General features: G+C 76.6%; 9 protein-coding genes. 7 read left to right on the top strand and 2 right to left on the bottom strand.

All coding sequences use genetic code 11. The features are described 5' to 3' along the window. Positions 1-26 precede the first annotated feature (26 nt). Positions 27-581, top strand: coding sequence for a sigma-70 family RNA polymerase sigma factor (locus KBZ10_RS06835; protein WP_210986586.1), 555 nt, complete (start codon positions 27-29; stop codon positions 579-581). A gap of 12 nt (positions 582-593) precedes the next feature. Next, complete coding sequence (locus KBZ10_RS06830; RefSeq protein WP_210986585.1) at positions 594-1199, top strand: GNAT family N-acetyltransferase; 606 nt, start codon at positions 594-596, stop codon at positions 1197-1199. 80 nt (positions 1200-1279) lie between these two features. Here the strand turns inward: KBZ10_RS06830 and KBZ10_RS06825 are convergent, their stop codons facing one another. After that, positions 1280-1666, bottom strand: coding sequence for a hypothetical protein (locus KBZ10_RS06825; RefSeq protein WP_210986703.1), 387 nt, complete (start codon positions 1664-1666; stop codon positions 1280-1282). Positions 1667-1814: 148 nt separating this feature from the next. Next, positions 1815-2186, bottom strand: coding sequence for a hypothetical protein (locus KBZ10_RS06820; protein ID WP_210986584.1), 372 nt, complete (start codon positions 2184-2186; stop codon positions 1815-1817). A 584-nt stretch (positions 2187-2770) separates the two neighbouring features. Here KBZ10_RS06820 and KBZ10_RS06815 point away from each other — a divergent pair. The 5 genes from KBZ10_RS06815 to cobA all read left to right on the top strand — a co-directional run bounded on the left by KBZ10_RS06815 (position 2771) and on the right by cobA (position 12627). Then, on the top strand, positions 2771-3499 hold the full coding sequence (locus KBZ10_RS06815; RefSeq protein ID WP_210986583.1) for a MetQ/NlpA family ABC transporter substrate-binding protein: 729 nt from the start codon (positions 2771-2773) through the stop codon (positions 3497-3499). 174 nt (positions 3500-3673) lie between these two features. Beyond that, a complete protein-coding gene (locus tag KBZ10_RS06810) occupies positions 3674-4309 on the top strand; it encodes a GNAT family N-acetyltransferase (protein ID WP_210986582.1) in 636 nt (211 codons plus the stop codon). A 138-nt stretch (positions 4310-4447) separates the two neighbouring features. Further along, the gene (gene cbiE, locus KBZ10_RS06805) at positions 4448-5677 is read left to right on the top strand and encodes a precorrin-6y C5,15-methyltransferase (decarboxylating) subunit CbiE (RefSeq protein WP_210986581.1); all 1230 of its coding nucleotides are present in this window, start codon (positions 4448-4450) and stop codon (positions 5675-5677) included. A 257-nt stretch (positions 5678-5934) separates the two neighbouring features. Then, on the top strand, positions 5935-10743 hold the full coding sequence (gene cobT / locus KBZ10_RS06800; RefSeq protein WP_210986580.1) for a nicotinate-nucleotide--dimethylbenzimidazole phosphoribosyltransferase: 4809 nt from the start codon (positions 5935-5937) through the stop codon (positions 10741-10743). A gap of 582 nt (positions 10744-11325) precedes the next feature. Beyond that, on the top strand, positions 11326-12627 hold the full coding sequence (cobA, locus tag KBZ10_RS06795) for a uroporphyrinogen-III C-methyltransferase (protein ID WP_247701922.1): 1302 nt from the start codon (positions 11326-11328) through the stop codon (positions 12625-12627). Positions 12628-12723: the final 96 nt, after the last annotated feature.

Genomic DNA, 12723 nt, shown 5'->3' with positions numbered 1-12723 from the left:
TGCATCGTCCGGGTGTCCCGGACGGCATGACACTCAGTGACCTGTTCCTCCGGCTGCGTCCGCTGCTCGCCGCCGAGGCGGCGGCCGAGGCCCACGGCACCGCCGCGGAGGCCGCCGACCTCGAACAGGGAGCCTGGCTGCGGCTGCTGGAACACCGCCGCGAGTCCGGTCCGCTGCCGGAGCGGGCCGTGGCCGAATGGCTGCGGGCCGCCGTCCGCAGCGAGGGGCGCGGGGCCCGGCTCCGCGCCCGCCGGGAGGTGCCGTACGCGATGGTGGACGGCGGGGAGCCGGGCCCCGCCGTCCGGACCCGCACGGCCGGACCGCCCGGCGTGGAGGAGCGGGTGCTGGCGGCCGAGGAGCGGCGCGAACTGCGGAGCGCGGTACGCCGGCTGCCGGGCCGGTGCCCCGGTCTGCTGGCCGCCATGCTGTCCCCGTACGACCCGACGTACCGGGAAATCGCAGGCGCGTTGGGAATCTCACAGGGAAGTCTTGGGCCGATTCGTTCCCGGTGCCTGGGATGTCTGCGCAGAATGCTCACGGCGGAGGTTGCGGCTCCCGGACTTCGGGGAAGGGAGCGTTAGCCGACCGGAGCCATGGACGCGGCGAATCCGTTTGCCGTTCCGGTCAGGGCATCCGGCCCGGGCGCCCCACCCTCAGCTCGCGCCCGGGCGACTCGAAAGGGGAGGCGTGCGCGTATGGGCATGAGCGTGACCATCTCTGCGGCGGCCGATGAGGACGCCGAGCAGATCCTCAAACTCCAGTACCTCTGCTACCAGCGCGAGGCGGAGCTGTACGGCGACTACGGCATCGAACCGCTGACCCAGTCCCTGGACGACCTCCGTGCCGAACTGGGCCGGAGCCTGGTGCTCGTGGCCCGGCTCGGCCCCGAGGTCGTCGGCTCCGTCCGCGGGACGGTGGACGCCGACGGCACCGCCGGCATCGCCAAACTCATCGTCCATCCGCGCATGCAGCGGCACGGTCTCGGCGGGCGGCTGCTCGCCGCGATCGAGACGCGGCTGGCCGAGGAGGCGGAGGCCAAGCGCTACCGCCTCCTCACCGGCCACCGCAGCGAGGGCAATCTGCGGCTCTACCGGCGCTGCGGCTACGCGCCGGTCGGCACCGAGCAGATCTCGCGCGGGCTGAGCCTGGTGACCTTGGAGAAGGGCGCCACGGTCGGCAGTCTGGTCGCCAGCGCCTGACCCGGAAGCGGCTCTCCACCGCGGGGCCGGCCGCCCCGGTACACGCCGTGGCGGCCGGCCCGCCGCCTGCGCGGCCGCGGTCAGGCGCGGCGCGCGCCGCGCAGCCAGAACAGGGCCGCCACGGGCAGCACCAGCGGCAGGAAGAGATAACCCATGCCGTAGTCGGACCAGACGGTGGCGTCGGGGAAGGCCGCGGGATCCACCAGGGTCCAGGTGCCCACGGCCAGCACACCCGTCAGTTCCAGTCCGCAGCAGATCTGCCCGAGGCGCCGGGCGCCCTCGCCGCCCCGTACGAGCGAGAAGAGGATGACGGCGTAGACGCAGGCCGCGGCCGCGGAGAGGACGTAGGCGAGCGGCGCCTCGTCGAACTTCATCAGCATCTGGGCGATGGAGCGCGAGGCGGCGCCGACGGTGAAGACGCCGTAGAGCAGGACGAGCAGCCGGCCCGGGCCGGTGCCCAGCCGCAGGCGGTCCCCGGCGGGGGCGTCCGGGGGAGCGGCGGGCCGCGCCGCGGCGTCGGGCGCCCTCGTCTCCGCGCCCGCCGTCTCCGCGGCGGCGGTGTCCGGAGCCGGGGTGTCCGGAGCCGGGGTGTCCGGGGCCGGGGGCGGGGTCGCCTCAGGCACCGGGACCGCCTCCCCAGATGTCGTGGAGCCGCACTTCCAGGACGGCCAGCACCAGCGCCCCGGCCGCCACCGTCACCGAACCCCAGCGGGTCCGCTCGGCCAGGGACAGGAAACCGGCGGCGGGTACGGCCGCCGCCGCGCCCAGCAGATAGGCGAGGAAGATCCCGGTGCCGCCCTCCGGCCGGTCGCCGCCCGCCAGCCGGACGATGCCGACAGCCAGTTGGGCCAGGGCGAGCACGCTCACCACGGCCATGCCGATGAAGTGCCAGTCCTTGGTGGGCTGGTCGCGGTAGGCCGCGAAGCCGCACCAGGCGGCGAGCGCGAGAGCGGCCGCGGAGACCGCGAGCGTCAGTGCGGTGATCACCGGTACCGCCTCCGGCGCTGGCGCGGGGCGCTCTGCGGGCGGCCGGTCCGAGGGAGAGGCATGGGACGACTTTAGTGCGCCCGCCCCGGGCCGCCGCGCCCGCCCCCGGGGCCCGGCCGCGGCGTGGCATCGGCCACGGCCGGTCCCGTTGCCCGGGCGGCCGGCGAACGGTCCCCCTGTGCGCATGCGGGGGTTTCCGCCGGCCCGGCCGCTGCGGACGGTCCGCCCCGTGTCCACCGTCCAGTCACCGTTGTCCATCATGTGGATACGGGGGATCCTTCGGCGCCGGCGTCTGTTTCACTGGGGCGCATGACCACGACGAGCAGCCGCATCACCGCGACCGGGGCGCTTCCGACGCCCGGTGCTCGCCGCATGTGTCGAATGTGCCGCCGCTGAGGGCCCCTCTCCAGTTCCTCGCGCCCCGAAGCGAGCTCCGCGCCGCCGTGCCGTCCGGCCCGCCGGACCCATGGTGACACCGCCCCGCCCCGCGTCATGACCGCCCCGTCCGGCCGCGCCCGGACGCCGCGGCGCCGTGACCGGCCCGGGCCCGCCGTGGCCGCGGCCCACCCCGTACTCGCACGTCCGTGCGGCGCCCCCGTGCGTCCGCACGCCACGGCGACATCCTGAACCACGTCAAGGAGAACCTGGCCGCCGACGCCGGACTCGCCCTGGAGATCAGGGAGTTCGACGACTACGTCCTCCCCAACACGGCCACCGAGAGCGGCGAGGTCGACGCCAACTTCTTCCAGCACAAGCCCTACCTCGACGACTTCAACGAGCAGAAGGGCACCCACATCGTGCCCGTCGTCGACGTCGAGATCGAGCCGCTGGGCCTGTACTCCGAGCAGCTCGACGGGATCGGGGACCTGACGGCCGGCCACACCGTCGCCCTGCCCGACGACGCCACCAACGAGGGCCGCGCCCTCAAGCTCCTCGCCGACCACGGCGCCATCGAGCTCAAGGACGGCACCGGCAGCGACGCCACCCTCGGCGACATCGCCGACGACAAGGGCCTGGAGTTCGAGGAGCTGGAGGCCGCCCAGATCCCCACCCGGCTCGGTGACGTCGACGCCGCCGTCATCAACGGCAACTTCGCCATCGGCGCCGGACTCAAGCCCGCGAAGGACGCCCTGGTCCTGGAGAAGGCCGAGGGCAACCCGTACGCGAACTTCCTCGCGGTGAAGAAGGGCAACGAGGACGACCCGCGCGTCGGGAAACTCGCCCGGCTCCTCACCTCCGACGAGGTGGCGGCCTTCGTCAACCAGCGGTTCGAGGGCTCCGTCCTCCCCGCCTTCGGAGCCGCGGCCTCCTGACCCGGGCCGCGCCCCCGGCCTCCCGCGGGACCGCCCACCGGGCCGCGGGCCCCGACATCGCGCGCGGGGCCCGCGGCCGTCCCTCCCGCCCCCTCCGCCCCACCCGGCGCTGCGCCGCACCGTGCCGATGCTGCATGCTGGGCTGTCCAGCAGACCCCGGACCCGGAGCGGCCCATGACCCCCACTTTCCCGGACATCACGATCAGCACCGACCGCCTGGTGCTGCGCCCGTTCGAGGAGGGTGACGTGCCCGCCCTCGCGGACATGATGAACGACGAACTCGTCACGGCCTGGACCTCCGCCCCCCACCCGTACACCCTGGACGACGCCCGCGACTGGGCCGGCCGCGCCGCCCCCGCCGAGCGCGCCGAGGGCCGCGGCATCGTCTTCGCCGTCGCCGAGTTCCTCACCCAGCGGCTGGTCGGCACCGTCCATCTGCGCAACACCAACTGGCGCTGCCGCTCCGCCGAGATCGGCTACGTCACCGCGCCCTGGGCCCGCGGCGAGGGCTACGCCAGCGAGGCCGTGCGCGCCGTCGCCCAGTGGCTCTTCCGCCACCAGGGCTTCGAACGGCTCGAACTGCGCACCGCGGCGGACAACACCGCCTCCCAGCAGGTCGCCCAGAAGACCGGCTGCATCAGCGAGGGCGTGCTGCGCAACGCCTGGATAGCCCGCACCCGCACCGAGGACGGCGGCTGGACGGACATCCGCACCGACCTGATCGTCTGGAGCCTGCTCCCCGAGGACCTGGACGACCTCGACGAGGAGGCGGCGCGGGGAGACCGGGCCGCGTACGCCGACTGGAACTGACGCCCCCCGCCGGCGGCGCACCCGCCGCCCGGACCGGCGCCCCTGCGCGCGGTACGCCCGGGCCGGCGGGGTACCCTCACCGTGCCCGCCCCACCCCCGCGGGCACCCGTGCGCGACTTTCCCAGGAGACTGACGACGATGGCCGACCGGGTCACGGTGATCGGATGGGACGGCTCGCCGCTGACCGCCGCCGCCCGCTCCGCCCTCGGAGCCGCCACCCTCGTCGCCGGCGCGCCCCACCACCTGGCCCTCCCCGAAGTGCCGCCCGCCGCCGAGCGGATCAGGCTCGGCAGCCTCGACCTCGCGGCCCGCCGTATCGTCGCCCACCGCGGCACCGCCGTCGTGCTCGCCGACGGCGACCCCGGATTCTTCGGGGTCGTCCGCACCCTCCGCGCCCCCGAGCACGGGCTGGAGGTCGAGGTGGTGCCCGCCGTCTCGTCCGTCGCCGCCGCCTTCGCCCGCGCGGGCATGGCCTGGGACGACGCCCGGATCGTCACCGCCCACAGCCGCGATCTGCGCCGGGCCGTCAACGTCTGCCGCGCCCACAGCAAGGTGGCCGTCCTCACGGCGCCCGGCGCCGGCCCGGCCGAACTCGCCCTGCTGTTGGGCCCGGTGCACCGCACCTTCGTCATCTGTGAGGAACTGGGCACCGAGCGGGAGCGGGTCACCGTCCTCACCTCCGACAAGGTCGCCGACCACACCTGGCGCGACCCCAACGTCGTGCTGTCCATCGGCGGTTTCACCTCCCCGGGGGCCCAGCAGGGTACCTGGCTGGCCGGCGGCGACACCGCCCTGGCCGCCGGGCCCCGCGGCTGGGCCCTGCCGGCCCAGAGCTACGGCGGAGTGCTCTCCGAGGCCGAGACCGCGCAGCTCCGCGCCGCCCAACTCGCCCGGCTGGGCCCGCGCGTGGGGGACCTCGTCTGGGACATCGGCTGCGGCAGCGGCGCGGCGGCGGTCGAGGCGGCCCGGCTCGGCGCCGCCGTCATCGCCGTCGACCGGGACCCGGGGGCCCTGGTCGTCGCCGGGGACAACGCCCGCCGCTACGGGGTGCAGATCCAGACGGTGCACGGCACGGCGCCGCACATCCTGGAGGATCTGCCCGAACCGGACACGATCCGGGTCGGCGGCGGGGGTGCCCCGGTCGTCGCGGCGTGCGCCGCCCGGCGGCCCGAGCGCCTCGTCACGCATGCCAGGACGCGCGACGAGGCGGAGGCCGTCGGCCGTGCTCTGACCGACGGCGGATACGGCGTCGAATGCGCGTTGATCCAGACTGTGGAGTTGGACACGTCGCAGGAGTCGGGATGGGCGGAACGCCAGCGTGACGTGGGCTTTTTCCTGTGCGGTCACAGGATCGGCCGGCCGCTCTGAGCTTGTCCACCCGTGCCGTGCGGGACCTCCGCGGCAGGTAGGCTGGCGGACTGTTGTGACGCAGCGGCGTTCGGCACTTCGTTCGTCAATTCCCGAAACGCACCGTGCGTTTCGAGCGCTCGGTACGGAACTCGGGGGACGTGGGACGTACCGACCGGCGCGGACGCTCGTTCCATCCCATGAGCGGCCTTCGCGTCGCGGTCGGGCGCGCCGGGCGGGCGGGTCGATGGAGCACTATCGATGGGCGAGGGGTACGCATGACTGACACCGGCCGGATCCCGGACGAGGGGCTGCCGGAGAACGCCGCCGGCGAGCAGGGGGCGCCCCAGCAGGCGGCTCCCGCCGCCCCCGGAGGCGACCCTTCGCTCCACCAGGACCCTCCCTTCCCGCAGGACCCCTCCGCCGGGTACCCCTACCCCGGCCCCGCGGAGCCGGCGGCCCCCGCCGCGGACGACGACCTGCTGCTGATGCCCGGAACCCAGGGCGCCTGGAGCGAGCAGCCCGCGTACGACCCGCTGACCGACCCGCTGCCCGACCCCCTGACGGGACCGCTGCCCCAGCCGACGGTCGGACCGGCCGCCCCGTACGGGTCCGCGCCCCACGAGCAGCAGCCCTACGAGCAGCAGCACGAACAGCCGCAGCCCTATGAGCAGCCGCAGCCCTACGAGCCGCAGCCCTACGGGCAGCCGCACGAGCAGCCGCAGCTCTATGAGCAGCCGCGGGAGCAGCAGCCGTACATCCCGCGTCCCGCCGGCGGACAGCCGTTCAGCGGGCCGTCCCCGTCGGGACCGGCCGCTCCCGCGCCCCAGCGGACGGCCCCCGTTCGGCGGCCGCTCCACTCGGGCCCGCCGGTGCCCGAGCCGGGCGGTTCCACGGGCGGAGTCGTCCGCTCCCTCGCCGACCGCGGTCCGGCGGGCGCCCCCGCCCGGCAGTTCCCCGGGGCGGCGCCCGCCCCGGCGCGGGCCCATGTACCGCAGCAGCAGCCGCCCGTGACGATCCCGGCCTACGCGCAGCAGCCGTCCGCCGCGCTGCCGGGCCCGCAGCTCGGCGAGATCCCGGCGCAGCACGGGCCCCGGTCGGGTCAGCCGGCCGACCAGGACGGCGAGCGCGGGCCGGTCACCGCGGTCACCGTTCCCGGGCCGGCGGAGACCGGCTCCACCGGTGCGTGGACCGGAGGTGCCGCCGCCCCGCTGCTCCCCGGAACGGGGCACTCCCCCTCCGTCCCCGGGCCGGTCGCGGAGCCCGGTCCGGGGCAGCCCGGCGCGGACGGCGGACGGGACGAGCCCGCCGAGGCGCGGACGGAGGCGGCGACGGAGGCGGCGACGGAGCCGGCGTCCCCGTCCCGGGAGGCCGGTGCGGCCGACGGCACGGACCCGACGGCGCCGCCCGGCGAGCTGTCGTCCCCGGCCGCGGTGGCCGGCCCCGCCGCCGAGCCGGAAACCCCCGCCGGCGGCACCGGGCAGCCCGCTCCCGGGCCGGCCGCGGCCGAACTCGCCCTGCCCGCCGACCCGGTGGCGGACGACGCCCCGGAAACCGTGCCGGAGACCCCGGAGACACCCGAGTCCGCCGCCGGGGCGGTACCGGACGCGGTGGCGGCCGGCACGGACCCGGCGCCCGCCGCCGCCGAGGAGACCCCCGCGCCGGCCGCGGGCAGGAGCCGGCGCGGCCGGCGCCGTGCGGCACCCGCGACGGCACCCGCGGACGCGGAGAACGTTCCCGCCGCACCCGCCGATGCCAGCCGTGCAGCGGACGCCACCGGTGCCGGACCGGATGCCGCCGCGGCTGTCGCCGGCCGGCCGGGTACCGGGGAGGCCCCGGTACCGGAGGAGCCCGGGGCCGGGGGGAAGGAGCAGCCCGTGAGCGTCGCCGCCGGAACGGGCCGACGGCGCCGGGCGGCCCGCCCCGCCACCGGCGAAACGGCCCCCGGACCCCGGGAGGACGGCGTCACGGAGGCCGCACCGGCCGCTGCGGAGGCGGAGGGGACTCCTGCCCCGGAGGCCGAACCGGCCGCTGCTCCGGAGGCCGCTCCGGAGACAACGGAGAACACGGGGATTCCGGAGGGCACGGACGGCACCGCCGCCGGCGACCCGGCCGCCGGGCCGGCGGCGGCCGGGTCCTCGGCCACCCGGAACGAGGCACCGGTGGTGATCGCCGCGCAGGAAGCGCAGGAAGCGACGGACGCGCGGGTCACCCCGCCCGGCACCGGCGCGGCCGGCGGGGAGCCCTCGGAGGCCCAGCCGGCGGACGACGCCTCCGCCCCCGCCGGGGACGACCCCGCCACCGGGCCGTCCGCCACCGGGCCGTCCGCCGCCGGGTCCGTACCGCCCGCGGGCGGTACCGCCGTCCTGCCCGCCGGACAGCCGCCCGCCGGACAGCCGGGGGCCGACGAAGCCGTCTCTCCCGACGAGACAGCCGCCGGACCCGACACCCCGGCCGGGACGGAGCCCGGCGCCGGAACGGATCCCGCCCCGGCCGCTCAGGACGACGGCCCGGACACGGCACCACCCGCGCCCGGCGCCGGTGTTTCCGCGCCCGGGACGGAGAGCGTCCCCCCGGACGCAGCGGTGCGGGAAGCGGCTCAGCCGGATACCGCAGGCCCGGAGACGGCCGAACCGGACGCAGGCGGGGCCCGGGCGGACGAACCCCGCTCTGCCGGAGACGGGTCCGAGCCGACCGAACCGACCGTGCCGGAGGCCGCCGCCCAGCCTGTCGGCACGGCGACCGCCGAGGCCGCCGAGACGCCCGCCGCCGAGCGGTCCGCGGGCCGCCCGCCGGCGGCCGAGCCGGAACCGGCGGGGCCCGCGACCGACGGGCAGGCGGCTGCCGCCGACCGGACCGTAACCGCCGAACAGCCGGTCACCGAGCCGGAAACCGCCCCGGCGGGTCCCTCAGCGGGGCAGCCGGTCACCGAGTCCGCGCCGGAGGACGGCACGCCCGCCAGGGAAACCGTCCCCGCCGCCGCATCCCCCACCGGAGCCACTCCCATTAGCGACACCGACACCGACACCGACACCGGCACGGACACCGGCACCGGCACGGACACCGGCACGGACACCGGCACGGGCACGGACACCGGCACCGGCACCGGCACGGACACCGGCAAGGCCGCGGACACCGACACCGGCACGGACACGGACACCGGCACCGGCAAGGCCGCGGACACCGGCACCGCACCGGACCCCGGTATCGCCCTCGCGGACCGGCTCCTCTCCGCCCGGTCCGCCCCGCGAGCCGGTACTCCCGCCTCCGCGCCGGACACCGTACGGGCCCATGCCGCCGAGCCGGAGCCGAGCGCGGTCCCCTCCGGACAGCAGCCGGCGCCTCCCTCCGGACCCCCGGCCCCCGGCTTCGGCGACGCCGAGCGGGAGGCCGTGCTCCGCGTCATGCGGGAACGCCGCGACATCCGCAACGGGTTCCGCAAGGACCCCGTGCCGCACGACGTCCTGCTGCGGGTCCTGGAGGCGGCCCACCACGCGCCCAGCGTCGGCCACTCCCAGCCCTGGGACTTCGTGGTCATCCGTTCCGCCGAGACCCGCCGGGCCATGCACGAACTGGCCGTCCGCCAGCGCGAGGCGTACGCCAGGTCGCTGCCCAAGGCCCGGGCGAAGCAGTTCAAGGAACTCAAGATCGAGGCGATCCTCGACACCCCCGTCAACATCGTCGTCACCGCGGATCCCACCCGTGGCGGCCGGCACACCCTCGGCCGGCACACCCAGCCGCAGATGGCCCCGTACTCCTCGGCGCTCGCCGTCGAGAACCTCTGGCTCGCGGCGCGCGCCGAGGGCCTCGGTGTCGGCTGGGTGAGCTTCTTCGACGAGCGGGAGATGGTCCGGGCCCTCGGCCTGCCCGAGCACCTGGAGGTCGTGGCGTACCTCTGCGTCGGCTACGTCGACGAGTTCCCGGCCGAACCCGAACTGGCGCAGGCGGGCTGGTCCAAGCGGCGCCCGCTGTCGTGGGTGGTCCACGAGGAGACGTACGGCCGCCGCGCGCTGCCCGGCGAGGAGCCGCACGACCTGCTGGCGGAGACCCTTCAGGGCATCCGCCCGCTGGACGCCAAAGCGCTCGGCGAGGCGTGGGAGCGGCAGAAGCGGATGACGAAGCCCGCCGGCGCCCTCGGCATGCTGGAGATCATCTCGGCCCAGCTCAGCGGGCTGTCCCGGAAGTGCCCGCCGCCGGTCCCGGAACCCGCCGTCGTGGCGATCTTCGCCGGGGACCACGGGGTCCACGCCCAGGGCGTCACCCCGTGGCCGCAGGAGGTGACGGCCCAGATGGTCGCCAACTTCCTCGGTGGCGGCGCCGTGTGCAACGCCTTCGCCCGCCAGATCGGCGCCGAGGTCTGCGTGGTCGACGTGGGGGTCACCGGTGACCTGCCGAGCACGCCCGGTCTCCTCCCGCGGAAGATCCGGGCCGGCACCGCCGACTTCACCGCCGGCCCCGCCCTGGAGCGCGAGGAGGTGCTGCGCGCGATCGAGGTGGGCATCGAGACCGCCCGGGACCTGGTCGCCGCGGGCAACAAGGCCCTCCTCACCGGGGAGATGGGCATCGCCAACACCACCGTCTCCGCCGCGCTGATCTCCGTCTTCACGGAGAAGGACCCGGCCGAGGTCACCGGCCGCGGCACCGGCATCAGCGACGAGACGCACGCCCGCAAGGTGGAGGTCGTACGGCGCGGACTGGAGCTGCACCGGCCGGACCCGGAGGACCCGGTCGGTGTGCTCGCCGCCGTCGGCGGCCTGGAGCACGCCGCGCTGGTGGGCCTGATCCTCGGCGGTGCCTCGCTGCGCACCCCGGTGATCCTCGACGGGGTGAGCGCCGGAGCGGCCGCGCTGGCCGCCCGGGCGATCGCCCCCGAGTCGCTCGCCGCCTGCATCGCGGGGCATCGCAGCGCCGAACCCGGCCATGTCGCGGCCCTCACCAAACTGGGGCTGCGGCCGCTGGTCGACCTCGATCTGCGGCTCGGCGAGGGCACGGGTGCCCTGCTGGCGCTGCCGGTGGTGCAGAGCGCGGCCCGCGCGATGCACGAGGTCGCGACGTTCGACTCGGCCGGCGTCACGGAGAAGTCCTAGCCGCCCCGCCACGGGACCGGCTTCCGGCGCACCCCCGGGTACGGCCACGCGGCCGTACCCGGGGGTGCGGCCGGGCCCGGGACCGCCCGTGGCCGGAGACCGGTACGGTACGCCGCGGACCGCGGCCCTCCCTCCCGGACAGGCCGGCCGGAACCGCCGGGGCGGACCGCCCGGTGCCCGGACCGCCCGATCCGGCCGCGACCGCCGGCACCGGGCCCGGAACGGCCCGCCCGGGAACGCCTGTCCGCAACCGCTCCGGATTCCGGACCCGCCCGCGCCCACGATGCGAGAGCCACCGGACTGGAAGGAGCTCCGACCGCCCGCACCCCACCGCCCAGCACCCCACCGCCCAGCACCCCACCGCCCTGCGCCGCACCGGACCGTGTGACACATCACCCCGTCGCGTCGGGTCCGCCCGGAGTGAGCCGCGAAACAGCCCGGTAATCCGCCGCACTCTAGGCTGGAGCGCGGCGGACCGGCCGCCGGACGCACGGCCGGATCCCCGCCCCGCACCTACCCCGCCCGCCGCTCCAGCGCAGTAGCGGCCCGCAGCCCCCTGCCGCCCCGAGGAGCCGCCCCGCCATGACCCGAAACGACGACGCCCGGCCGGAACCCGCGCACACCCCCGCGCCGCGATCCGCGCCGGAGACCCTGCCGGAATCCGCGCCGTCCGCCGCCTACCCCGTCGGCCTGCGCCTCGCCGGCCGCCGCGTGGTCGTGCTCGGCGGGGGACAGGTCGCCCAGCGCCGGCTGCCCGGACTGGTCGCCGCCGGCGCGGACGTGCTGCTGATCTCACCGTCCGCCACCCCCTCCGTGGAGGCCATGGCCACGGCCGGCGAGGTCCGCTGGGAACGCCGCCGCTACCGGCAGGGCGACCTCGACGGCGCCTGGTACGCGCTCATCTCCACCGATGACCCCGAGGCCAACGCCGCCGCCTCGGCCGAGGCCGAGTCCCGCCGCGTGTGGTGCGTACGCAGCGACGACGCCGGGGCCGCCACCGCCTGGACCCCCGCGACCGGCCGCAGCGAGGGCGTGACCGTGGCCGTGCTCACCGGCCGGGACCCGCGCCGCTCCGCCGCCGTGCGCGACGCCATCGTCGAGGGTCTGCGGGACGGCACCCTCGCCGCGCCCCGCCACCGCGCCCGCACCCCCGGCGTCGCGCTGGTCGGCGGCGGCCCCGGCGACCCGGATCTGATCACCGTCCGCGGCCGCCGGCTCCTGGCCGAGGCGGACGTCGTCATCGCCGACCGGCTCGGCCCCCGCGACCTCCTCGACGAACTCCCGCCACACGTCGAGGTGATCGACGCGGCGAAGATCCCGTACGGCCGGTTCATGGCGCAGGAGGCCATCAACAACGCGCTGATCGAACACGCCAAGGCGGGCAAGGCGGTCGTCCGCCTCAAGGGCGGCGACCCGTACGTCTTCGGGCGCGGCATGGAGGAGGCCGAGGCGCTCGCCGAAGCCGGCATCCCCTGCACGGTCGTGCCCGGCATCTCCAGCTCCATCAGCGTGCCCGCGGCCGCCGGCATCCCCGTCACCCACCGCGGTGTCGCCCATGAGTTCACCGTGGTCAGCGGGCATGTCGCCCCCGACGACCCGCGCTCGCTGGTGGACTGGGCGGCGCTCGCCCGGCTGCACGGCACGCTGGTGCTGCTCATGGCCGTCGACAAGATCGGCCCTATCTCGGAGGCGCTGATCGCGCACGGCCGGACGCCGGAGACCCCGGTCGCCGTCGTCCAGGAGGGCACCACGGCCGCCCAGCGCCGGGTGGACGCGACCCTGGCCACGGTGGCGCGGCGCGTGACCGACGAGGGCGTACGGCCCCCCGCGGTGATCGTCATCGGAGAGGTCGTGACGGTCGGGCGGCGGACCGGCGAGGGATGACCGCGCGACCCGCCGGCGGGGCCGCCGCCCCGTCCCCCGAAGGGAGGCCCGCGCCCCGCGAGCCGTACTCCGCTTCCGGCGGGGTGTCCCGGCTCC

This window comes from Streptomyces sp. F63 (genome assembly GCF_018070345.1).
GTDB lineage: Bacteria > Actinomycetota > Actinomycetes > Streptomycetales > Streptomycetaceae > Streptomyces.
The sequence above is the reverse complement of the archived record's forward strand: the minus strand, read 5'-3'. Positions and strand labels throughout refer to the sequence as shown.

What these genes read in the sequence shown, in the direction of transcription:
- KBZ10_RS06810 (WP_210986582.1), top strand. Translation starts at nt 3,674, where the DNA reads ATGACCCCCACTTTCCCGGACATCACGATCAGCACCGACCGCCTGGTG.
- KBZ10_RS06835 (WP_210986586.1), top strand. Translation starts at nt 27, where the DNA reads ATGACACTCAGTGACCTGTTCCTCCGGCTGCGTCCGCTGCTCGCCGCC.
- cobA (WP_247701922.1), top strand. Translation starts at nt 11,326, where the DNA reads ATGACCCGAAACGACGACGCCCGGCCGGAACCCGCGCACACCCCCGCG.
- cobT (WP_210986580.1), top strand. Translation starts at nt 5,935, where the DNA reads ATGACTGACACCGGCCGGATCCCGGACGAGGGGCTGCCGGAGAACGCC.
- cbiE (WP_210986581.1), top strand. Translation starts at nt 4,448, where the DNA reads ATGGCCGACCGGGTCACGGTGATCGGATGGGACGGCTCGCCGCTGACC.
- KBZ10_RS06830 (WP_210986585.1), top strand. Translation starts at nt 594, where the DNA reads ATGGACGCGGCGAATCCGTTTGCCGTTCCGGTCAGGGCATCCGGCCCG.